The organism is Leucobacter komagatae (genome assembly GCF_000834055.1).
GTDB lineage: Bacteria > Actinomycetota > Actinomycetes > Actinomycetales > Microbacteriaceae > Leucobacter > Leucobacter komagatae_A.
The window spans coordinates 81,213-102,473 of record NZ_JXSQ01000011.1 but is presented as its reverse complement, the minus strand read 5'-3'; the positions used below and the strand labels follow the sequence as shown (position 1 = coordinate 102,473).

At 65.2% G+C, this 21,261-nt stretch carries 22 protein-coding genes, 1 tRNA gene and 1 pseudogene; 1 reads left to right on the top strand and 23 read right to left on the bottom strand.

Going from position 1 to position 21,261, the window contains the following annotated elements:
• Both SD72_RS09590 and polA read right to left on the bottom strand, forming a co-directional pair.
• Positions 1 to 831: S1 RNA-binding domain-containing protein (locus tag SD72_RS09590; RefSeq protein WP_042544221.1), on the bottom strand; the 831-nt coding region annotated here is incomplete at its 3' end.
• A 232-nt stretch (positions 832 to 1,063) separates the two neighbouring features.
• A complete protein-coding gene (gene polA / locus SD72_RS09585) occupies positions 1,064 to 3,685 on the bottom strand; it encodes a DNA polymerase I (protein WP_042544220.1) in 2,622 nt (873 codons plus the stop codon).
• Positions 3,686 to 3,757: 72 nt separating this feature from the next.
• Between polA and SD72_RS09580 the strand changes: the two genes are divergently transcribed.
• A complete protein-coding gene (locus SD72_RS09580) occupies positions 3,758 to 4,219 on the top strand; it encodes a hotdog fold thioesterase (protein WP_042544219.1) in 462 nt (153 codons plus the stop codon).
• Between the two features lie 105 nt (positions 4,220 to 4,324).
• Here SD72_RS09580 and SD72_RS09575 read toward each other — a convergent pair whose 3' ends face one another.
• From SD72_RS09575 to SD72_RS09475, 21 genes and pseudogenes are all read right to left on the bottom strand, one after another.
• Positions 4,325 to 4,933, bottom strand: coding sequence for an ANTAR domain-containing response regulator (locus tag SD72_RS09575; RefSeq protein ID WP_042544218.1), 609 nt, complete (start codon positions 4,931 to 4,933; stop codon positions 4,325 to 4,327).
• 175 nt (positions 4,934 to 5,108) lie between these two features.
• Positions 5,109 to 5,189, bottom strand: a tRNA-Leu gene (locus SD72_RS09570).
• 105 nt (positions 5,190 to 5,294) lie between these two features.
• Positions 5,295 to 6,758: a pyruvate kinase gene (gene pyk / locus SD72_RS09565; RefSeq protein WP_042544217.1), complete on the bottom strand. Its 1,464-nt coding sequence runs from the start codon at positions 6,756 to 6,758 to the stop codon at positions 5,295 to 5,297.
• Positions 6,759 to 6,769: 11 nt separating this feature from the next.
• Complete coding sequence (gene lgt, locus SD72_RS09560) at positions 6,770 to 7,708, bottom strand: prolipoprotein diacylglyceryl transferase (RefSeq protein ID WP_042544216.1); 939 nt, start codon at positions 7,706 to 7,708, stop codon at positions 6,770 to 6,772.
• A 156-nt stretch (positions 7,709 to 7,864) separates the two neighbouring features.
• Entirely contained in the window at positions 7,865 to 8,653 is a 789-nt protein-coding gene (gene trpA, locus SD72_RS09555; RefSeq protein ID WP_042544215.1) for a tryptophan synthase subunit alpha, read from the bottom strand.
• Positions 8,650 to 9,921 (bottom strand): tryptophan synthase subunit beta, encoded by a 1,272-nt coding sequence (gene trpB / locus SD72_RS09550; RefSeq protein WP_198141927.1) that lies wholly within the window; start codon positions 9,919 to 9,921, stop codon positions 8,650 to 8,652. Before trpB ends, trpA begins: the two co-directional genes overlap by 4 nt.
• Positions 9,922 to 9,954: 33 nt before the next feature.
• Entirely contained in the window at positions 9,955 to 10,725 is a 771-nt protein-coding gene (gene trpC / locus SD72_RS09545) for an indole-3-glycerol phosphate synthase TrpC (RefSeq protein WP_042544214.1), read from the bottom strand.
• Positions 10,726 to 10,727: 2 nt separating this feature from the next.
• Positions 10,728 to 10,961: a DUF6704 family protein gene (locus SD72_RS09540; RefSeq protein ID WP_042544213.1), complete on the bottom strand. Its 234-nt coding sequence runs from the start codon at positions 10,959 to 10,961 to the stop codon at positions 10,728 to 10,730.
• 175 nt (positions 10,962 to 11,136) lie between these two features.
• Positions 11,137 to 11,766 carry a Trp biosynthesis-associated membrane protein gene (locus SD72_RS09535; RefSeq protein WP_042544212.1) on the bottom strand — a complete coding sequence of 210 codons (630 nt, stop codon included), beginning with the start codon at positions 11,764 to 11,766 and terminating at the stop codon, positions 11,137 to 11,139.
• A gap of 55 nt (positions 11,767 to 11,821) precedes the next feature.
• Positions 11,822 to 13,434 (bottom strand): annotated as a pseudogene (locus tag SD72_RS09530) (anthranilate synthase component I).
• 108 nt (positions 13,435 to 13,542) lie between these two features.
• Complete coding sequence (hisI, locus tag SD72_RS09525) at positions 13,543 to 14,007, bottom strand: phosphoribosyl-AMP cyclohydrolase (RefSeq protein ID WP_084767085.1); 465 nt, start codon at positions 14,005 to 14,007, stop codon at positions 13,543 to 13,545.
• A complete protein-coding gene (gene hisF, locus SD72_RS09520; RefSeq protein WP_042544211.1) occupies positions 14,004 to 14,795 on the bottom strand; it encodes an imidazole glycerol phosphate synthase subunit HisF in 792 nt (263 codons plus the stop codon). The genes hisI and hisF overlap by 4 nt, the downstream gene beginning before the upstream one ends.
• Positions 14,796 to 14,807: 12 nt before the next feature.
• Positions 14,808 to 15,650: an ATP phosphoribosyltransferase gene (gene hisG / locus SD72_RS09515; RefSeq protein ID WP_042544210.1), complete on the bottom strand. Its 843-nt coding sequence runs from the start codon at positions 15,648 to 15,650 to the stop codon at positions 14,808 to 14,810.
• A 105-nt stretch (positions 15,651 to 15,755) separates the two neighbouring features.
• A complete protein-coding gene (locus SD72_RS09510; RefSeq protein WP_042544209.1) occupies positions 15,756 to 16,019 on the bottom strand; it encodes a phosphoribosyl-ATP diphosphatase in 264 nt (87 codons plus the stop codon).
• Between the two features lie 308 nt (positions 16,020 to 16,327).
• Positions 16,328 to 17,050 (bottom strand): hypothetical protein, encoded by a 723-nt coding sequence (locus SD72_RS09505; RefSeq protein ID WP_042544208.1) that lies wholly within the window; start codon positions 17,048 to 17,050, stop codon positions 16,328 to 16,330.
• A 6-nt stretch (positions 17,051 to 17,056) separates the two neighbouring features.
• Positions 17,057 to 18,052 carry an ABC transporter ATP-binding protein gene (locus SD72_RS09500; RefSeq protein ID WP_052492582.1) on the bottom strand — a complete coding sequence of 332 codons (996 nt, stop codon included), beginning with the start codon at positions 18,050 to 18,052 and terminating at the stop codon, positions 17,057 to 17,059.
• Positions 18,049 to 18,273 (bottom strand): helix-turn-helix transcriptional regulator, encoded by a 225-nt coding sequence (locus SD72_RS09495; RefSeq protein WP_042544207.1) that lies wholly within the window; start codon positions 18,271 to 18,273, stop codon positions 18,049 to 18,051. Before SD72_RS09495 ends, SD72_RS09500 begins: the two co-directional genes overlap by 4 nt.
• Positions 18,270 to 18,671 carry a hypothetical protein gene (locus SD72_RS09490; RefSeq protein ID WP_042544206.1) on the bottom strand — a complete coding sequence of 134 codons (402 nt, stop codon included), beginning with the start codon at positions 18,669 to 18,671 and terminating at the stop codon, positions 18,270 to 18,272. Before SD72_RS09490 ends, SD72_RS09495 begins: the two co-directional genes overlap by 4 nt.
• Positions 18,668 to 19,870 carry an ABC transporter permease gene (locus SD72_RS09485; protein ID WP_042544205.1) on the bottom strand — a complete coding sequence of 401 codons (1,203 nt, stop codon included), beginning with the start codon at positions 19,868 to 19,870 and terminating at the stop codon, positions 18,668 to 18,670. The genes SD72_RS09490 and SD72_RS09485 overlap by 4 nt, the downstream gene beginning before the upstream one ends.
• 360 nt (positions 19,871 to 20,230) lie before the next feature.
• Positions 20,231 to 20,596, bottom strand: a complete 366-nt coding sequence (locus SD72_RS09480) for a thiamine-binding protein (protein ID WP_042544204.1) — start codon at positions 20,594 to 20,596, stop codon at positions 20,231 to 20,233.
• Positions 20,597 to 20,737: 141 nt separating this feature from the next.
• Entirely contained in the window at positions 20,738 to 21,151 is a 414-nt protein-coding gene (locus SD72_RS09475) for a PaaI family thioesterase (RefSeq protein ID WP_042544203.1), read from the bottom strand.
• Between the last annotated feature and the right edge of the window lie 110 nt (positions 21,152 to 21,261).

The following is a 21,261-nucleotide window of genomic DNA, read 5'->3' as shown; positions in this document are numbered from 1 at the left end:
CTTCAGCGAGAGCGAAACGCGCTCGCGATCGAGCTCGACCGAAAGCACCTCGACGGTGACTTCCTGGCCAACCTCGACGACGTCGGAGGCGTGCTCGATGTGCTTCCACGAGAGCTCCGAGACGTGCACGAGGCCGTCAACGCCGCCGAGATCGACGAACGCACCGAAGTTAACGATCGACGAGATGACGCCCTTGCGAACCTGGCCGGGCTTGAGGTCGGCGAGGAACGAGGAGCGCGTAGCGGACTGGGTCTCTTCGAGGAGCGCACGACGCGAAAGCACAACGTTGTTGCGGTTCTTGTCGAGCTCGAGGATCTTGGCCTCGATCTCCTGGCCGAGGTACGGGGTGAGGTCGCGCACGCGGCGGAGCTCGATGAGCGATGCGGGCAGGAAGCCGCGGAGCCCGATGTCAACAATGAGGCCGCCCTTGACAACCTCGATGACGGTGCCGGTGACGACACCCTCGGTCTCCTTGACCTTCTCCACGTCGCCCCAAGCACGCTCGTACTGAGCACGCTTCTTGGACAGGATCAGGCGACCTTCCTTGTCCTCCTTCTGGAGCACGAGTGCCTCAACGGAATCGCCGACCTTGACAACCTCATCAGGGTTGACGTCGTGCTTGATGGACAGCTCGCGCGAGGGGATAACGCCCTCGGTCTTGAACCCGACGTCGAGGAGAACCTCGTCGCGGTCAATCTTCACAACGGTGCCCTCGATGAGGTCTCCGTCGTTGAAGGACTTAATGGTCAGTTCGACCGCTGCAAGGAAGTCTTCGGCTGAGCCGATGTCGTTTACTGCGACCTGCTTGCTCGTGGTCGTTGCGTTCGTCATGTAATTGGTCTCCAGAATGGACAGGATATTCAGGTGGGCGCGTGCCAAAGTGGCCGGAGCTGAATTGCTTCTGCTCCGCGAGACGTCCCACACGTGGACATGGTGTAGTCGCCACAAATGTGACAGTTCAGTCTAACTCGAATTTGCCTGACTGGGCAAGTGACGAACTCCGGCGCGTCGGAAGGCCTGCGGGCCGCCTGTTGCGACCCGCATTCCTAGTCCGGTGCGGGGGCTAGTGGGCCGCAGCGTTCCAGTTTGGTCCGTGCCCGAACTGCACCTCGAGTGGCACGCTCAGCTCGGCAGCGCCCGCCATGTCGGCGTGCACGATCTGTTCGAGCTGCTCCTGCTCCCCCTCGGCCACCTCGAACATGAGCTCATCGTGGATCTGCAGCAGCATGCGCGACTTCAGGCCCGCCTCGCGCATGTGCTGTTCGACGCGGATCATTGCGATCTTGATGATGTCGGCTGCTGACCCCTGGATGGGGGCGTTGAGCGCGGCGCGCTCCGCGTTCTCGCGGAGGATCCGGTTCGGGCTCGCAAGGTCGGGGAACGGCCGGCGGCGACCGAAGATCGTCTCGGTGTAGGTGTCCTGCTTCGCCTGCTCGACGACCGAGCGGAGGTAGTCGCGGACTCCCCCGAAGCGCTCGAAGTAGTCCTCCATGAGCTGCTTCGCCTCACCGGCGGAGATGTTCAGCTGCTTGGAAAGCCCGAACGCCGACAGCCCGTATGCGAGACCGTACGACATCGCCTTCACCTTGGAGCGCATCTCATTCGTCACCTCAGCCGGCGTGACGCCGAAGATGCGTGCGCCAACGAAACGGTGGAGGTCTTCGCCGGCGTTGAAGGCCTCGATGAGTCCCTCGTCGCCAGAGAGGTGCGCCATGATGCGCATCTCGATCTGCGAGTAGTCAGCCGTGAGCAGCGTCGTGTACTCAGGCGCGTGGATGAAGCCCTCGCGAATGCGACGCCCCTCCTCAGACCGGACGGGGATGTTCTGCAGGTTCGGATCGGTCGAGGCGAGGCGCCCCGTGCTAGCGCCAACCTGCACGAGCGTGGTGTGGATCCGCTGATCCTCCGGGTCAACGGCCTTGATGAGCGTCTCGATGATCTGCCGCAGCTTGTTCGCGTCGCGGTGTGCGAGCAGCGAGTCGAGGAACGGGTGGGGGTTCTTCTGCTGCAGGTCGGCAAGCGCCGCCGCGTCCGTCGTGTAGCCGCTCTTCGTCTTGCGCGTCTTCGGCATGTCGAGCTCTTCGAACAGAACCTGCTGGAGCTGCTTCGGCGAGGAGAGGTTCACCTCGTGCCCGATTGCGTCAAACGCGCGCTGTTCGAGCGCCGCGACACGTTCGGTCAGCTCGGCGTTGTGCGCTTCGAAGAGTGGCAGGTCGATCGCGACGCCGCGCGCTTCCAGCTGCGCGAGGATCGGCAAAAGCGGTAGCTCGATCTCGGTGTAGACCTCGCCCGTGCGACCCTGGAAACGGCCGACGATTGCGGCGTGCACCCGCACGATGTACCAGGCGAGCTGCTCAGGGGTCGCAACGCTGCCCTCTTCTGGGACGAGCTGGTTCGGATCCCCCGTCGGGACTTCCTCGCCGAGGTAGCGGAACACGGCCTCGGCGATGGTCTTCTCTGGGGCGATGGGCCGGAACACCCAGGCGGCGAGGAGCGCATCTCCCGCGATACCCGAGACCTCGACGCCGGCGGCGGCTGCGATGCGTAGCTGCGCCTTCGCGTCGAAGAAGATCTTCGGCGCGTCTGAGCCAAGCCACTCCTCGAACTGACCGTAGTCGCGGCCACCCGGCTGCCAGAGCAGCTTCACGGTGGAGTCTGCTGTCGCGAGCCCAACGTCGACGCCCGAGCCAGTCTCGGCGAAGTAGACGGCGGGGCTGTCGGCCTTCGCAAGCCAGTCTCCGAGTTCTTCGTCGATGAGCAGTCGCGCCTCGGGCAGCGTCGCGCCGATCGCCGCGGGCTTGCTCGAGCCCGTTGGTACCTCGGCACCGACGAGCTTCGCAACGCGCTGCAGCAGGGTGCGGAACTCGAGCTCAGCGAACTTCTCTGCGACGGCATCCATATCGACGTCGCCGCGCTTGAGGCCTTCGAGCGGCAGATTCAGTTCGACATCCGTCACCAGTCGGTTCAGGCGGCGATTGCGCACGGCGAGGTGCGCGTTTTCGCGCAGGCTCTCGCCGACCTTGCCGCCGATCTCGTCCTGCCGCTTGAGGATCTCGTCGAGCGAGCCGAACTGGTTGATCCACTTCACTGCGGTCTTCTCGCCGACGCGCGGCACACCAGGGAGGTTATCGCTCGTCTCGCCGACGAGCGCCGCGATCTCGGGATACTGCTCCGGCCGAACGCCGTAGCGCTCCATGACCTTGTCGGCGTCGTAGCGGGTGAGTTCGCTCACGCCCTGCTTCGACGGGTAGAGCAGCGTGACATCGTCATTCACGAGCTGGATCGTGTCGCGGTCACCGCTGACGACGAGCACGCGATAACCGCCAGCACGCCCCTCGGTCGCGAGCGTCGCGAGAATATCGTCGGCCTCGTAGCCCTCCTTCTCGATGGTCGTGATGCCCATCGCGTGGAGCGCCTCCTGGAGGAGCGGGATCTGGCCCTTGAACTCGACAGGGGTCTCGCCGCGGGTGCCCTTGTACTCCGGGTATTCCTCGGTGCGGAACGAGTGGCGCGAGATATCGAACGCGATCGCGAGCGCGTCTGGATTCTCGTTTGCCAACAGGTTGATGAGCATCGAGATGAAGCCGTGGATCGCATTGGTGTGCTGACCCGTCTGCGTCTGGAAGCTATCGACTGGAAGCGCGTAAAAGGCACGGAAAGCGAGGGAGTGACCGTCGATGACCATGAGGGTAGGCTGCTGAGTGTTATTCGACACACACCCAGCCTACAAGGCCGGACCGACATTGAAAGAGTGACAATGACCGAGCATGATGTAGCAGCCCCCAATCGTTTCGGAGCTCGCCCAGGAGAAGACACCGCCGACCTGGAGTACATCAATTCCGTCGGCCTCGGAGCGCTCGCGAACACTATGGGCATCACGCTCACGGAATTCAATCGAGAGCGTGCGGTAGCGACCATGCCTGTCGAGGGAAACACGCAGCCTTACGGGCTCGTCAACGGCGGCGCGTACGCTGTACTCGGCGAGACGCTCGGATCCATGCACGCGGGATTTCTGGCCCCGGAGGGCAAGGTTCCCGTCGGCGTCGACATCAACGCAACCCACACCGGCTCGGCGACTTCGGGCAACATCACCGCGGTCTGCACACCCATCCACGCAGGCCGTTCGATGACGGTGCATGAAATTGTGTGCACGGATGACGACGGGCGCCGGTGCTCGACGCTGCGCATCACGAACTTCTACAAGACCCTCAAGGCCTAACCGCTCCTGCACCGGCAGCGCACCAGCCAACAACGAAAAAGACCCCGCAGGTTGCGGGGTCTTTTTCGGTTCGGGCGTGGCGCCGATCTCGAGCAGTTCGTCGAGTTAGTCCTTCTTCGGCCCGAGCTGGTCGATGATCGTCTTCGCGACGTCCTGCATGGTCAGGCGGCGATCCATGGATGCCTTCTGAATCCAGCGGAACGCCTCGGGCTCAGAGAGGCCCATCTTGTCGTTGAGGATGCCCTTCGCGCGGTCAACGAGCTTACGCGTCTCGAAGCGCTCAGCGAGGTCGGCGACCTCGCTCTCGAGGGCAACGATCTGCTGGAAGCGCGAGAGCGCAATCTCGATCGCAGGGATCAGGTCTGCTGGGGTGAACGGCTTCACGACGTAGGCGAGTGCACCCGCCTCGGTCGCGCGCTCGACGAGCTCGCGCTGGCTGAACGCGGTGAGCAGCACGACGGGGGCGATGTGCTCCTCGTTGATCTGCTCAGCAGCTGAGATGCCATCAAGCTTTGGCATCTTCACGTCCATTACGACGAGGTCGGGGCGCAGCTCTTTCACGAGCGCAACAGCGGTCTCGCCGTCGCCGGCCTCACCGACAACGTCAAACCCGTTATCGCGGAGCGTCTCAACAATGTCGAGGCGGATGAGGGATTCGTCTTCTGCGACAACTACGCGCCGCGGCGCGGTCGGTGCAACACTCTGGTCATTCACGCTTCAAGCTTACGATATTCCGATTACATAACGCCCAGAATTCGCCGTGTGGCCGAAAAGAGTCTCCGAATAACGTCGAACTATCAGCTTCACCGCACAAGAGAAGGCACACTGCGCTTGGCTGCAGTGTGCCTTCTGTGTCTGTGCAGCCGGGCGCGTCACGCCCAGCTCGTTGTACCGGATGCGGGACTCGAACCCGCACGCCTTTCGGCAACGCATTTTGAGTGCGCCGTGTCTACCATTCCACCAATCCGGCAAGAGACTCCAGTTTACTGTACTGGAGCCGCCCCTGGGACCGCGAACGGGTGTCACCCCGTCGTCCCAGAGCGCGGGGCGGGCCGCAGCCCGCCCCGCGAGCGACCTATTCGCCGTCGAGCGTGTGCTTGCGCGGCCCGGCCTCGGTCAAGTTACCGCTCGTCTCCCCCACACGGTGAATGCGGAGGGTGTTCGTTGTGCCGACGGTCCCTGGAGGGGAACCGGCAATGATGAGGACACGCTCACCGAGTTCGATGTTGTCGCGCGGCTCGAGCACCTCGTCGACCTGAGCGAACATCTCGTCCGTGCTTCCGACGCGCGGCATCTCAATGCTGCGCGCACCCCAGGTGAGCTCCATCCGGCGGCGTGTTGCGACCTCCGGAGTGAAACCGATGATGGGGATCGGCGTGCGCAGACGTGACATCCGGCGCACCGTGTCACCTGACTCGGTGAACACGCAGATGTACCGGGCGCCGATGAAGTCAGCGACCTCGGCAGCAGCGCGGGTGAGCACGCCGCCCTGGCTGCGGGGAGCTGCGGTGAGCGGCTTGATCCGATCCAGCGCGTGATCCTCGGTGGTCTCGATGATGCGCGCCATCGTCTGCACGGCCTCAACAGGATACGCACCAACGCTTGTCTCGCCCGAGAGCATGACGGCGTCCGCGCCGTCGAGCACGGCATTCGCGCAGTCCGAAGCCTCGGCGCGAGTCGGCCGCGGGTTCTCAATCATGGACTCGAAGACCTGCGTCGCAACAATCACAGGCTTTGCGTTGCGCCTGGCAATGTCAATGGCCTCGGTCTGCACGAGCGGCACCCGCTCGAGCGGCATCTCGACGCCAAGGTCGCCACGGGCGACCATGATCCCGTCGAATGCGGCGACGATCTCTTCGAGGTTGTCGACGGCCTGCGGCTTCTCGATCTTCGCGATCACCGGAAGGCGCGTCCCCTCCTCGTCCATGATCTCGTGCACGCGGTCGATGTCTGCAGCATCACGCACGAACGAGAGCGCGATGTAGTCGACGCCGAGCTTGAGGGCCCAGCGAAGGTCGTCCTCGTCCTTCTCGGACAGCGCGGGAACGTTCACCGCGACGCCGGGAAGGTTGATGCCCTTGTTGTTCGACACAGTGCCAGGAACCTCAACGACCGTGTACACGGTGTCTTCAGTGACCTTGATCGCGCGAAGCGCGACCTTACCGTCGTCTACGAGCAGCGGATCCCCAACGCTCACGTCGCCAGGGAGGCCCTTGTGGGTCGTCCCACACAGCGTGCGATCTCCGGGAACGTCGCGAGTGGTGATCGCAAACTCGTCTCCGACTGCAAGGTCGTGGGGGCCGTCTGCGAAGGTCGCGAGCCGGATCTTCGGGCCCTGGAGGTCGGCGAGCACAGCAATGGGGCGAGCAACCTCGATCTCGGCGCGCCGGATGTTGCGGTAAATGCCCTCGTGCACGTTGTACGTGCCGTGCGACATGTTCAGGCGCGCGACGTTCACACCCGCGCTGATGAGCTCGAGAGTGTGGTCGTAACTTGAGACAGCAGGGCCCCAGGTTGCGACGATCTTGGCGTGGCGCATGGCTACTCCTTCTATTCCGCGTTATCGCGGGTGATCACATGATGAAATTCTTCGGGGTCCGCAGTGTCGCTGAGGACCGAGTCGGCCGGGTTGTTCCGGCCTGGCAAGTACACGCTCGTCTCGACGCCTACGTGGCGGCGACGCTGCACGAGGTACAGCACGATTCCGAGGACGATCGCGAGTAGCGCGGCGAGCACGTTGGTGCGCAGCCCCAGGAAGAGGAGGCTCGGGTCGACGCGCATCGATTCGATGATGGCGCGGCCAACGCCGTACCAGACGAGGTACAGCGAGAAGAGCTTGCCCCAGCGGAGCCGCCACTTGTGCTCGATCGCGAGCAGAACGACGATACCGACGAGGTTCCAAAGGATCTCGTACAGGAACGTCGGGTGGAAGAGAGTCCCCTCAGGCAAACCGATCGGGAATGCCGGATTCGAGGAGTCGATTTCGAGCCCCCACGGAGCCGTGGTGGGGCCGCCGAAGAGCTCGTGGTTGAAGTAGTTGCCGAGCCGGCCGAACGCCTGTGCGAGCAGCAGGCCGGGCACGAGTGCGTCAGCAAACGAGAGGAAGCGCACGCCGGTGAGACGGGAGGCGATGAGCACGCCGACCGCGCCGCCGAGCAGCGCACCGAAGATGGCGATCCCGCCATCCCAGATGTTCCAGATCGCATCCTTCTCGAACGGGTTCCACCACTGACGGCCAGAGGCAAAGTAGAAGCCCCAGTGGGTGACGACGTGGTAGAGCCGCGCCCCGATGATGCCCATGAGCACCGACCAGATCATGAAATCGAGAACGACGCCGCGCTCTGCCCCGCGAGCGGTGAGCCTGCGCCCGGTCCACATGGTTGCGAGGGTAATGCCGAGGATGATCCACAGGGCGTACAGGTGGATCGTGAGCGGACCAATTTCAAAGAACTGGAAGCTGGGGCTCGGAATACTGAGCGGGAGAATCATTGGCTCCTCTTTCGCGGGCGAATCTGTTCACTGGCGGCTGCGTCGGCGCTGGGATTTCTCCCCTCGGCGCTGGTGCGCAGCCAAGTTCCTTGTCCGCGCGACCACACCACCTCTGGTTGGCTCTCACCACGGTATCCCGCGGCACCAGAGTTCATCCTATCTCCTGGTGCCCTCGGCGATCTCGCGAACCACCTCGGAAAGTCGCTCGACACCGCCCTCGCGCAGCGCGCGAACGAAGACCGTGCCGACGATGGCTCCGTCGGCGTATTCGAGTGTCGAGGCAACCTGCTCGGCGTTGGAGATGCCGATCCCGACACAGGCGAGCCTGTCACCAGCGTCGCGGAGTCGTGCGGTGAGCACGCGAGCGGCGGCGTCGAGCTCCGACCGCTCCCCCGTGATTCCCATGGTGGAAACGGTGTACACAAAGCCTGTGCTGCTCTGGGAGATCATCGCGAGCCGCTCATCGCTGGATGTCGGCGCGGCAAGGAACACGCGGTCGAGGCCGGTTCGCTCGCTGACGTCGATCCACTCGGCCGCCGCGTCAGGGGTGATGTCGGGCGTGATGAGCCCAGCACCACCGGCAGCAGCCAGGTCGCGCGCGAAGCGCTCAACCCCGTACTGCACGACGGGATTCCAGTAGGTCATGACGAGTACTGGGGCGTCGACGACGGCCGTGACCCGCTTGATCGCTTCGAAAAGCTGCGAGAGCTTGAAGCCAGCTTTGAGCGCGGTCTGCGTCGCCTCCTGGATCACCAGGCCGTCCATCACCGGGTCGGAGTATGGCACCCCGAACTCGATGACGTCGGCACCGGACCGCGCCATCGCAATCGCCGCGTCAACGCTCGTGTCGAGGTCGGGGAAGGCAACAGGAAGATAGCCAATGAGCGCGCCCTTGCGCTCTTGCTTTGCGGCGAGGATTGCCGCTTCAACACGCGAAGCGCTCATTCTGCGCCCTCCTGAGAAATGGTGCCGTCAACCTCGGCGCCGTCGAGCTCGGTGCCGTCAAACAGCCCGAAGTAGCGACCCGCGGTCGCCATGTCCTTGTCGCCGCGGCCGGAGAGGCTCACTGCGATGATCGCGTCTGGCCCGAGTTCCTTACCAATGCGGATCGCGCCAGCGAGCGCGTGCGCAGATTCGATCGCGGGAATGATGCCCTCGGTCTGGCTGAGCAGCCGGAGCGCCTGCATCGCCTCGTCATCGGTCGCGGGAATGTAGGTTGCCCTGCCAATGTCTGCGAGCCAGGAGTGCTCTGGCCCAACGCCCGGATAGTCGAGACCGGCGGAGATCGAGTGCGACTCGATGGTCTGGCCGTCGTCGTCCTGCAGCACGTAGGTGCGCGCGCCGTGCAGCACACCGGGCTTGCCGCGCTCGATCGAGGCCGCGTGCCGTTCGGTGTCGACGCCATCGCCCGCGGCCTCAACACCGTAGAGCGCGACGGATTCGTCGTCGAGGAACGCATCAAACATGCCGATCGCGTTCGATCCGCCGCCGACGCAGGCAACGACCGCGTCGGGTAGCCTGCCGTTCTTCGCGAGCAGCTGCTCACGCGCCTCCTCGGAGATGACCTTCTGGAAGTCACGCACCATCGCGGGGAACGGGTGCGGGCCTGCCGCGGTTCCGAAGACGTAGTTGGTGTTCTCGACGGTCGCGACCCAGTCGCGGTACGCCTCGTTGATTGCGTCCTTGAGCGTGCGCGAACCGGTCGTCACCGGAACAACCTCAGCGCCGAGCAGGCGCATCCGTGCGACGTTCAGCGCCTGCCGCTTGGTGTCGACTTCGCCCATGTACACGACGCACTCGAGCCCGAGCAGCGCCGCCGCGGTAGCCGTAGCTACGCCGTGCTGCCCCGCGCCGGTCTCCGCGATGACGCGTGTCTTACCGAGCCGCTTCGTGAGCAGCGCTTGGCCGAGCACGTTGTTGATCTTGTGGGACCCGGTGTGGTTCAGATCCTCGCGCTTGAGAAAGATCCGCGCGCCGCCAGCGTGCTCAGCGAACCGCGGCACCTCAGTAATCGGGGACGGCCTGCCGGCGTAGTCACGGAGCAGATCAAGCAGCTCCGACTGGAACGCGGGGTCTGCCTTCGCCTCGGCGTAGGCCGCAGAGAGCTCGTCGATCGCGGCGATAAGCGACTCTGGCATGAATCGTCCGCCGTAAGAACCGAAAAACGGCCCCTGCTGATCTCTGAGACTCGTCATTGAGGGCTGATCTGACATGGTCGCCTTTCACAAGAGACGGTAGGGGTCGCGTTACACGTTCAAAAACGAACCAAGCGTCGCAATCGGGTCGTTCGTCACGAGCGCTTCGCCAACGAGCACCGCGTCGGCACCAGCATCACGGTAACGCTCGACGTCCTCGACACCGAGCACCGCCGACTCCGCGACGCGAATCACGCCAGCCGGAATCTGGTCGGCAACGCGGCCGAACAGGTCGCGGTCGAGTTCGAATGTCGAAAGGTCTCGCGCATTCACACCGATCAGCTGGGACCCAAGGTCGACCGAGCGAGCAACCTCGTCAGCGGAGTGCGCCTCGACGAGCGGGGTCATCCCCAGCTCAAGCGTGAACGCGTAGAGACGCTCAAGCGTCTCCTGTGGAAGCGCAGCAACGATGAGCAAAATGAGGTCTGCGCCAGCGGCGCGTGCCTCGAGAATCTGGTACTCCTCGCCGATGAACTCCTTGCGGAGCACCGGGATACTCACGGCCTTGCGAACCGCCTCAAGGTCCCGAAGGGATCCCTTGAAACGACGTTCCTCGGTGAGCACGCTCACCACGCTCGCGCCGCCAGACTCGTACTGGCTGGCCAGCGCCTGCGGCTCGGGGATCTCAGCGAGATCACCCCGCGAGGGGCTCGCACGCTTGACCTCGGCGATCACACGAATGTGATCCGCAGGCGCAAGATGCGCCAGCGCGTCAAGCGCGGCAGGCCGCGCCAACGCCTCCGCCTCAACGGCGGAGTACGGGCGGACCTGCCTGCGGGACTTCGCGTCCTCGAGCGAACCCTTGAGGAGCTGGTCAAGCATGGTTAGTCGTGTGACTTCGGGGTGAACCGGGGGCCCTTGACGCCATAGCCAGCCTTCGCGAGGATAGCTCCAAGGATCAGGCCGAGTGCTACGACTCCGACGCATACCCACACAAACGTGGGCATCTGCAGGAAGAAGAATACGGTTCCGGCAGCAATGCCAATGAGCATCACCACCACTGCCGTCCATGCCGCGGGCGAATCGCCGTGACCGGGGTCTCCGTGCTGGTTACTCATGTATCTCCTCTGGCAGGTGTGCACATTCGGACGTTTCAATCTTACCGGGAACTCTCAGCATTCAGCGAATGCAGAGGCGCGTGGCGTACTCATCGCCGTGTCTTGCGACGGATCGCAGCACATTACACGGCACGACAATCCGCGCCGACTTGGGCGAAGCGAAGCTCGCGTGCCGCTAGCGGTCATCCTCATCGTCGGTTGGGTCTCCGCCATCCGACAGCGCATCCCACTCAGAGATCCGGTCGTCGGTAGGGGCTGTCGCCGAGCGCGGGCGCGCCGGCCCCGATCCTGACTCATACTTGCGACCAGCTGCCTTCCAGCGCTGCCCGAATACCAACACCAAGACCCCGGCGAGCGCAAGGAGCGCACCAACCACAACGGTGACCGTTGGCCAGACCGACACGTTGAAGCTCTCGACGAGCGTGCTCTGCGCGGTACCGGTGATGCCGCTCACCTGCGCGATGGGGCCGCTCGCGCCATCGAACGGGTCGATGAGCGCGCGCACCCCAGCGTACGAGAGCCCGCCACCAAGGATGACGATGAGTAGGCCGATGACCCGGCGGAACCCCCGACCGGCAATCGTCAGCACCAGCGCAGACGCGAGCGCCGCAAGCGCGATGAGCGTGAGCGCCGGGCTGATCTGTTGACCTGTCACACTCAAGTGCTCAATCGTTGCTGCTCCGGGATGGAACGCGATATCGATCCATTCCTGCACAGAACTCAGCAACGCCACGGCGCCGGTGAGGACGACGAACCCGATGAGAGTCGCCTTATTCGTGAATTTGCTGGTGCGTACTTCAGACATGCGTGTTGGCTCCTCAGGCAAACTCAGTGATTCCTCGTGCGCGCTCGGTCCCCGGTCAGCCATGTACTGCTGCCCTGGTCAGTGAGTTCGCGATCGCAATAGCCCTGAGCGGCGCCGCAGCCTTACTCTGGCACTCGGCGTCCTCGGTCTCCGGGACCGAATCCGCCACAACTCCCGCGCCCGCCTGCACCATCGCAACGCCGTCGCGGATCGTGGCCGTGCGGATCGCGATCGCGAGATCCGCTGCCCCGCCGAGCCCGAAGTAGCCGACAACTCCCCCGTACACGCCCCGCTGCACTGGCTCGAGTTCGTCGATAATTTCGAGGGCGCGCGGCTTCGGCGCACCACTGAGCGTCCCAGCAGGGAACGTTGCCTTGAACACGTCAATCGGGTTCTGGTCTTCACGCACCTGACCCTCAACCGAGGAGACGATGTGCATGATGTGGCTGAACCGTTGGATCATCATGAACTCGGTCACCTCGACACTGCCTGGCTCACACACCCTGGCGAGGTCATTGCGCGCGAGATCGACGAGCATGAGATGCTCAGCACGCTCTTTCTCGTCAGCAAGCAAGTCCTTCGCGAACTGCTTGTCCTGCTCAACCGTCGCCCCGCGCGGCCGCGACCCGGCAATCGGGTGGGTCATCACGTGCCCGTGCTCCTGCACCGTCACCAGCGCCTCGGGGCTCGATCCGACGACCGCGAACGGCACCCCGTCATTGCCTTCGAGCTGCACAAGGTACAGGAAGGGACTCGGGTTGAGGTGCCTGAGCACGCGATACACATCGAGCGGGTCGGCCGTGCACTCCTGATCAAATCGCTGCGACGGCACGACCTGGAAGATGTCGCCGTCGACGATATAGCGCTTCGCCGCATCGACCGTCGCCATGTACTCGGGCGTGGTCGTCAACCGTGTCGGCTCTGGGATGGCGTCCCGGTCGAGCGTGCCGAGGGGCGACGGTTCAGGCGCAGCGAGTGCCGCCTGCAAGGCGTCGAGCCGGCGCTGCGCATCAGCCCACTGTGCGTCGCGTCGCCGTGCTCGCCACCGTTCGCGCCGGGGATGACGCCGTCGTTAAGAACGTTCGCGATGAGGATCACAGCACCCTCGCGGTGATCGATCACCACGAGCTCAGAAACAAAGCTCAGGCCCTGCGTCGGCAGGCCGGTTCCCGCAGCTGGAGGCGATTCGAGGCGCTCGAACTGGCGAACGGTCTCCCACCCGAGGTAGCCAACGAACCCGCTCGCGAGCGGCGGGAGTCCGGGAATCTGCGGCGCCTTCCAACGCTCGTACGCTGCGCGCAGCGCAGCGACGGGCTGCAACGTCGACACACCGCCTGGCAAGAGGCGATCCTCTGCGAGCGGCTCCCCGAGGGGCTGCGCACCGTTGGCGTCCGCAGCGCCAAATGCGTGCGTGCTCGGAGTCCACTGCGCACGGCCATCACGCTCGCCGAGCACACCAAAACTGCCTGCCCCAACAAAGCTAAACCGCGTCCACACGCCGCCCTGCTCAGCGGATTCGAGGAGGAATGTCCCCACCCGTGATCCGGCGACTTTCCGGTAGATGCTCACTGGCGTGTCCGCGTCAGCGAAGATCTCTCGCCTGACGGGGATGACGGCGTGTGCCATGCGCTCAGATTCGAACTCGGCACGGGTGGTCGTGTTGCTCACTGTCTCAGCCTATCTCTCAGTGCCAGAATGAACCCTGCGTTGGGCATTCTCATGCGCAAGAGACAGCTCAGCCCCGCCGTAGTTGGCGAGGCTGAACTGTCACATTCATCAATCGGTTACTGGGTCTCCAACGACCACGGGCAGTGCGCGCCCGTCGAAGCAGGTGCGCTCCCCAGTGTGGCACGCTGCCCCGAGCTGCACGACGCGCACGAGCAGCGTATCGCCGTCGCAGTCGCTGGCGACCGAGCGCACATACTGCCGGTGCCCCGACGTGTCGCCCTTGCGCCAGTACTCGCCGCGAGACCGCGACCAATACGTCACGCGGCCGGAGGTGAGGGTGCGTCGCACAGCCTCAGCGTCCATCCACGCCAGCATGAGCACGTCGCCACCGTCGTCGTCCTGCACGATCGCGGGCAGAAGCCCATCGTCACCAAACTTCAGCGACGCGATCGTTTCCGACACGTCAACAGCCGCGCCCGCACCCGTATCTGCTGCGTGCGAGTGCTCCGCAGCGACGGCCCGCTGAGCTCCGACACGATCCGTGTGCTGGCCACCATTCGCCTGCGAGCTCATCCCTGTCCCTCCGCCTGTGCGCCGCCGAGCCGCACAGGATGGCCTGCGGACGCAAGCGCCTCTTTCACCTCACCGATCGTGAACTTGCCGTAGTGGAAGACGGACGCGGCAAGCACTGCGTCTGCGCCAGCGTCAACCGCCGGGGCGAAGTGCGCAAGCTCACCGGCGCCGCCCGAAGCGATCACCGGAACCGTCGCGATCGCCCGCACCTTGCGTACGAGCTCAAGATCAAACCCGTCTTGCGTACCGTCGGCATCCATCGAGTTCACGAGCAATTCGCCAGCACCACGATCCACCGCTTCGCGGCACCACTCGAGCGCGTCGAGCTCGGTCTCGCGCTTGCCGCCATGGGTCGTCACGACGAAACCGCTGGGCTGCTTCTCGCTGCGCTTCACGTCGAGCGAGAGCACGAGCACCTGCGCGCCGAAGCGGTCGGCGATCTCACCGATCACTTCCGGGCGCGCGATCGCGCCGGAATTGATGCCGACCTTATCTGCGCCAACCTCAAGCAGGCGGGCGACATCGTCGACCTCGCGCACTCCCCCACCAACGGTGAGCGGAATGAACACCTGCTCAGCGGTGCGCCGCACCACGTCATACGTCGTCGAGCGGCCATCAACGGTTGCCGTGACGTCGAGGAACGTCAACTCGTCTGCGCCCTGCTCAGCGTACTTCGCCGCGAGTTCAACGGGGTCACCCGCGTCCTGCAGGTTGAGGAAGTTCACGCCCTTCACGACGCGCCCACCCGCAACGTCGAGGCACGGAATCACACGCACTGAAACAGTCATCGTGCGCGCCCCCTACAGCCGTGCGGCGTGGATCGCGGTAACGAGGATCGCCCTGGCACCGAGGTCATAGAGCCTGTCCATGATCTGGTTCGCGTCGTCCGCAGCAACCATGACCCGCACCGCGACCCACTTCTCGTCGCGCAGCGGCGACACGGTCGGCGACTCGATGCCGCCGGCGACCGCGATCGCGTCGTCGAGATGATCCACCGGGAGGTCGTAGTCCATGAGCACAAACTTGCGCGCGACAAGCACACCGCGGAGGCGGCGCATCAGCCGCTCAAGGCCTGCGTGCTGGCTCGGCCCACCGATGAGCACAGCGGTCGACTCGAGGATCACTGGCCCGAAGATGTCGAGCCCCGCAGCGCGCAGCGTCGCCCCGGTTGACACAACGTCGGCAACCGCGTCAGCGACGCCGAGCTGCACGGCAGACTCGACAGCGCCATCGAGCTTCACGAGCGTCGACTCGACGCCGCGCTTCCGCAGGAACGTATCTACGAGCGTCGGGTAGCTCGTCGCAACCCGCTTGCCGGCGAGGTGCTCAAGCTCGGTGATGTCGCCGTCGGCGGGCGACGCGAACCGGAACGTTGAGTCAGCAAAGTCGAGCTCTGCGATCTCGTGCGCTTCAGAACCCGAGTCGAGCAAGAGGTCACGACCCGTGATGCCGACGTCGAGCGCACCCGAACCAACATAGGTGGCGATGTCGCGGGGGCGAAGGTAGAAAAACTCAACGTCGTTCTTCGGGTCAGCGTGGACAAGCTTCCGCGCATCCTTACGCCCCGAGTAGCCGGCCTCTGCGAGCATTTCGGCAGCGATCTCGGAGAGCGAGCCCTTGTTCGGAACTGCGATACGCAGCATGTGGAAATTTCCTTCCATCGTGGCCGAGGCACGCAAGTGGATCGGCCGAGTGAGATTTTGAGTCAGCGGATCGCGCCAACGCAGGGCTCAAGCCGAGCGTCGACGCTACAGATGCGTGTAGACATCCTCAAGCGACATGCCCTTTGCGAGCATGAGCACCTGCAGGTGGTACAGCAACTGGCTGATCTCTTCGGCGCAGGCTTCTGACGACTCGTACTCGGCCGCCATCCAGACCTCTGCTGCCTCTTCGACGATCTTCTTGCCGATCGAATGCACGCCAGCGTCCAGCCGGGCGACAGTGTCGCTGCCTTCGGGCCGCGATGCGGCCTTCTCGGCGAGCTCGGCGAAGAGCGTGTCGAAGGTTTTCACGGGTCAAGACTATCAGGGTGCGCGGGCGCCGCTTGCCACGTCAGCGCGACCGGCACAGAACTCGGGCTTCTTGCGGCAGCGCGGCACTGCGCTTGCCGCGCTCACCGAGCTGCGCTGGCCGATGCGCGGTGCTGGGTTCGAACCCAACGCGCTGCGCCGCACTTATCTCTCGAATCCGCGTTATCTCTGCACGAAACCCAGGTTTTCCGCAGAGATAACGCCGATCTCAGTTCTTCTGCCGCCACACGGGGGGGCATGCTGCCGCCGACTGCCGCAGGCTACTGCCGGCTACTGCCGGCTGCCGCAGGCTACCGCCGGCAGCGGAGAACACCGAAGCCGAACAGCAGCGCCCCACCAAGCGCGATCCACAGTGTCGTGGCAAGACCCGGTGCGTTTCCGGCGAGCTCCCCGGCGAGCGTGCGGGATATCGCCGTCGTTGGGACGAACCCGAGCGCCCTGTCGGCCCCGGGCAGGATCGCGTCGAACGGCAGCGCCCCCGCGGTCAACAGCACGACGGCAGGCACGATCGTGCCGAGCGCCCGCACCTGCGAGGCGCGCGCCGCATAGGCTCCGATCACCGCGCCAAGGGCCATCCCGACTACGCAGAGGCCCGCACAGGCGACGAATGCCCCGGGCATTGCCGCGAGGGGTAGCCGAGTCGCGGCGAGTCCAGCGGCCGCGACAAGTGCAGCTGCGGCGAGCGCGACGGGCGTATGCGCGAGCAGGAGCGCGCCGCGATGCGCCGGGACGGTGTCGAGGGCGCGAAGGATGCCGCGTTCTCTTGCGTCGACTACTGGTACGGCGATGGCTCCGAAGGTGACGGTGACGAGGAGCACGGGAAGGAGGACGGGTATCGCTCCCCTGGTGAGTTCACCGCCTACGCCAAGCAGGAGGTCGGTTGCGGCGACGAGGAGGATGGTGCCGAGAGGGATCGCGATGCCGAGCACTGTTGCGAGCGGACGGCGGCGGATCTCGGTGAGTGCCGCCCGGTGGAGTGCGGGAACACCGCGAAGCGGTCGCGTCTGGAACATTAGCCGTCAGCCGTCAGCCGTCGTCCGAGCGGCGCGGCCCGGCTCTCCGCTTCCCGTCCCCCGGTGTCCGGCTCCCCGCTCCCCGCTCCCGGCTCCCGGCTCCTCCACGGCAGCGAGGTAGACGTCTTCGAGCGTTGGGTGGTGCACGGCGACGCCGGTTGCGTGGAGCCCACGCGTGAACGTGAGGCGTCTGAGTGTCGCGTCGGGGTCGTCGCTTGGCGCGGTGATCCGTTTCCCTGCGGCGAGCGCCCGCTCCGTACGCTGCTCTCCGACGGCCGCTGTGAGGAGCTCGGGATCCGTGTCCTGCGCGACGGTGAAGCACACCTGACTCGGTGCGACGAGTGCTCGCGTCAGGTCATCGGGTGAGCCGGCGAGCACGATCCTCCCCCTGGCCATGATCGCTACCCTGTCACAGAGCTGCTGCGCCTCGTCGAGGTGGTGCGTCGTCATGAGCACCGTCGCTCCTGCGCTGCGGATCTCCCGGATGAGCTGGGCGATGTCTCGCCGCATCTCGGGGTCCAGCCCGGCGGACGGTTCGTCGAGGAGCACGAGAGTGGGACGACCGACCAAGGCGATCGCGATGCGCAGCCGCCGCTCCTCCCCGCCGGAGAGGTGCTTCACGCGCGTGCGCCGCAGCTCAGTGAGCCCCACTCTGCCGCGAAGCTCTGCGAGCGGGAGCGGGTCGTCGTGGAAGGATGCGAAGAGTCGCAGCGTCTCGTCGACGGTGAGACTTGGGAAGAGCGCCGCCGCCTGCGGTTGCACGCCGACGTTCTCGGTGATGGTGGATCGCTGTCGCTCGGGATCCACACCGAGCACCGTAACGCTTCCCGAACTCGGCCGCTCGAGCCCGGCGATGAGATCCACCGTTGTCGTCTTGCCCGCACCGTTCGGGCCGAGGAGGCCGACGATCTCACCCTCCCTGGCTTCGAGGTCAACACCGTGCAGGATCTGTGCCTCGCCGACGGCGCGTGTTACCCCGTGGAGAGCGATGACTGAGGTCATTTCTTTCCCCCTGAGGGTGGCGCGTCTTCCTCCCCTGGGAAGAAGATCTGCTCGATGGGTTTACCGAACGCGGTCGAGACGCGGAACGCGAGCGGCAGCGATGGATCGTACTTGCCCGACTCGAGTGCGTTCACTGTCTGCCTGGAGACTCCGAGCATCTCGGCGAACTCGACCTGCGTCCACCCTGCTTCGCTGCGGAGGGCGCGCACGTCGTTTCTCACTTGTTCCCTCGGAGGTTCATGCCGAGCATCGCTGCACCCCAGGTGATCATGCCGACGACGAAGACTCCCCATGTGGCAAGGGGCAACGGCCCGATCTCGGCGTCGAGCATGCCGAACACGACCGAGGCGACCATCGCCGCGACGAACGCTATCGCGGCGGCTGTCATCGCGCGCGGGCGCATGAACTCGTCGAGGCTGCGCACGAACTGCACGACGGCGAACACCATCCAGGCGACCGCGACGAGCGGCACGAGAGCGATCACGAGCGCGAGCGGCGTGCCTGGTTCAGGCTCGAGGGGAAGAAACAGCATGAGCACAAGGAAGAGCACCGATGCGCCCGCCATGTGGAGGGTGTAGCGGCGCGCGTGCGCGCGTTCGCCCCTGGTGAGTTCGGTCATGTGATGGCTCCTTCACGGGAGGTTGCCGGTGGGGTGTTAAATGCGGTGGTCTCAGATGCGGTGGTCTCAGATGCAGTCGCGTCAGATGGGGCGGCGGCTGTGGCCTCCGGATCCTTGCGGCGCCTCGCTGGGGTCGGTGCGGCATCCCAGCTGAATCGTCTGGCGGCGAGTACGAAGCAGGCGACTCCCGTGAGGAGCATGAGCGCCCAGTACACGGGCACCGGCAGCAACGGGGTCGTGCCAGCGAGGTCCGCGCTTGCCGGTTCCGTCACCCAGCTGCCGGGGAGGAGGCCGACCACCGTGCGCATCGGAGCCGGCAGCACGGCGGTCGGGATTACCGCGCCCCCGCTGAACACGAGCGCAAGCGAGAGTCCAGCCATGACGTTCTGAGAGGCCTCGGCGTTGCGCGCCCTCGCAGAGAACACAGCCCCGAGCCCGAACAGCATGATGGCGGCGCAGCTGACGGTGACCGCGAAGCGCGGCAGCGCACTCACCTCGGTGTACCTGCGGGCGATCCCGATCGCGATGAAGCCGGCCGTGCAGGCGAGCAGCAGTGCTAGGCGCGTGGGAATGCGCGCGGCAAGAAACAGGCGGCGCGGGAGCGGGGTCGTGCCGAGGAGCCTGAGCATCCCGCGCTCGCGTGCCGCGACGAGCGGTACCGTCGTTCCGATGAGTGCGATCGAGGCGAGCACCGCGAGAAACTCGGTGCCGAGGTTGAGCCGAAGAAAGTCGGGGGCCGGGTCGCCGTCGACGCCGATCACGGTGATGCTTCCCGCCGGTACGCCCGCGGCGCGAAGCGTCTGCCAGAGTACATCCCAGCCAACGCGCGAATCCAGCAGCGTGACGGTCACCGCCGCGGCGTCGGTGTTCGCGTTGTCGCCTGTGCTGTTGCCAGTGCTGGCGCCTGTGTTCATTGCGAGCGTCGCATTCGGATCGTCCTGCGGGCCCGCGGCGAGGGGTGCGAGCTGAGCTGCGATCTTTGCCGTGTGGGGAGACGCGGTGAGGGCAGCAAGGTCGGCCTGCGCGATACGCGGGGCGGATCCCGTCACCGCGAACGCGAGCCACAAAGCGGTGTGGATCACGAGCAGGACGAGCACCATCGTGAGCATCGAGGCCACGGTGAGCTTTTCGCGGAACAGGTCGCTCGCATCCGTGCGGACGAGGGCCCGGAATGCGCGGCGCTTGGTCTTCGTGAGCACCGGACCCCCTGACGTCAACTTTCCTTTACGTCAGGCTAGGCGATCTCCCCCGAAGCGTCAAGACTCCTTAACATCGGCGTGCTTGGGGTGCCCGATTCCACGGACGAACACCCAAGAACGGCACGCATCTCCCCCTGCGCCGCACTTATCTCTGAAATCCGCGTTATCTCTGCACGAAACCCAGGTTTTCCGCAGAGATAACGCCGATCCCAGCTCTTCTGCCGCCGCACGGGCACAAGCTGCCGCCGACTGCCGCAGGCTACCGCCGGCCGCCCCGCGGGACGGCGGCAGGGCCCTAGGAGCTGGACCGCTCAGGCGTAGGGACAGCCCGTTCCGTGCTGCGTCCTAGGGGGTTGGCGCTTAGGCGGTGCGCACGTGGCGGGCACGACCCCGAACCACGTCGGGCTTCGCCTCACCCTCAGAGCGCGCGACGGCCTCCTCCAGCCGCTCAAGCTTGCCGTCCATCTCGCCCTCGAATCCGGGGCGAATATCCGCCTTCATGATGAGCGACACCCGCGAGCCGAACGGCATGACAGCCTCGGTCGCGCGCTTCACCACGTCGAAGACCTCGTCCCACTCGCCCTCGATCTCCGTGAACATGCTGCTCGTGCGGTACGGCAGGCCTGAGTCGCGCACTACGCGGATCGCCTCGGCCACCGCCTCAACAACAGATCCATCAGGGTGTTCTTGTCCGCCACTCGGGGCAACGGAAAACGCGAGAATCACGAAGGGGTCCTTTCGTCTTTGACGTAACCAGCCAAGGCTATCTGCCCGAGATGCTAGAAAGATCCGCGCGTCGAGGACCGGCGGCCGCCCGCGCCGAGCACACCCAAGGGAAACACCGGCTGAACCGCGGTGAGCGCCAGCCTACTTCTTGATCGCGGAGACCGTTCCGGAGCCCGCAGCGCAGAGGTACTCGTCACCCTCCGAGGAAACGAAGATCTCAACGAGGGTGACCGCCCGCCCAGACGTGCGGGCCTGCGTCGTCGCGCGCGCGATGACACGCTCCCCCTTTGCGGGTCGCAGATAGTGCAGGTTCACCCCCGCCGTGAGCACGTTCGGGCCGAGCACCTGGCCCGCTGCGAACGTCAGCGCGTTGTCTGCCAGGTAGCAGAGCACCCCGCCGTGCACGAAGCCGTGCTGCTGCAGCAGGTCGGGTCGAACGTCGAGCTCGAGCGTCACGCCGTCCGCGTCCCAGCGCGTGAGGCGCGCGCCAAGCAGTTGGCTGAAGGGCTGCGCGTCGAGGACGTGCTGGGCCCCGACAAGGTCAAGATCAGTCATGCCAACCCTCCGAATCCGAAAGCTGCTCCCGAGCAGACGCCGCTTCCGCCCGCACACCCCGCATCACTGACGGGCTGCTAACGGTGAGCGCCTCAATCACTGCGCCTCGC

Bases quoted from the DNA above. Each gene is read 5' to 3' on its own strand.
- hisF (WP_042544211.1), bottom strand. From the start codon at position 14,795: ATGACTGTTTCAGTGCGTGTGATTCCGTGCCTCGACGTTGCGGGTGGG.
- SD72_RS09535 (WP_042544212.1), bottom strand. From the start codon at position 11,766: ATGTCTGAAGTACGCACCAGCAAATTCACGAATAAGGCGACTCTCATC.
- SD72_RS09505 (WP_042544208.1), bottom strand. From the start codon at position 17,050: ATGTTCCAGACGCGACCGCTTCGCGGTGTTCCCGCACTCCACCGGGCG.
- SD72_RS09490 (WP_042544206.1), bottom strand. From the start codon at position 18,671: ATGACCGAACTCACCAGGGGCGAACGCGCGCACGCGCGCCGCTACACC.
- trpB (WP_198141927.1), bottom strand. From the start codon at position 9,921: ATGTCAGATCAGCCCTCAATGACGAGTCTCAGAGATCAGCAGGGGCCG.
- polA (WP_042544220.1), bottom strand. From the start codon at position 3,685: ATGGTCATCGACGGTCACTCCCTCGCTTTCCGTGCCTTTTACGCGCTT.
- trpA (WP_042544215.1), bottom strand. From the start codon at position 8,653: ATGAGCGCTTCGCGTGTTGAAGCGGCAATCCTCGCCGCAAAGCAAGAG.
- lgt (WP_042544216.1), bottom strand. From the start codon at position 7,708: ATGATTCTCCCGCTCAGTATTCCGAGCCCCAGCTTCCAGTTCTTTGAA.
- pyk (WP_042544217.1), bottom strand. From the start codon at position 6,758: ATGCGCCACGCCAAGATCGTCGCAACCTGGGGCCCTGCTGTCTCAAGT.
- SD72_RS09475 (WP_042544203.1), bottom strand. From the start codon at position 21,151: ATGACTGATCTTGACCTTGTCGGGGCCCAGCACGTCCTCGACGCGCAG.
- SD72_RS09540 (WP_042544213.1), bottom strand. From the start codon at position 10,961: ATGAGTAACCAGCACGGAGACCCCGGTCACGGCGATTCGCCCGCGGCA.
- trpC (WP_042544214.1), bottom strand. From the start codon at position 10,725: ATGCTTGACCAGCTCCTCAAGGGTTCGCTCGAGGACGCGAAGTCCCGC.
- hisI (WP_084767085.1), bottom strand. From the start codon at position 14,007: ATGAGCTCGCAGGCGAATGGTGGCCAGCACACGGATCGTGTCGGAGCT.
- SD72_RS09580 (WP_042544219.1), top strand. From the start codon at position 3,758: ATGACCGAGCATGATGTAGCAGCCCCCAATCGTTTCGGAGCTCGCCCA.
- hisG (WP_042544210.1), bottom strand. From the start codon at position 15,650: ATGCTGCGTATCGCAGTTCCGAACAAGGGCTCGCTCTCCGAGATCGCT.
- SD72_RS09500 (WP_052492582.1), bottom strand. From the start codon at position 18,052: ATGACCTCAGTCATCGCTCTCCACGGGGTAACACGCGCCGTCGGCGAG.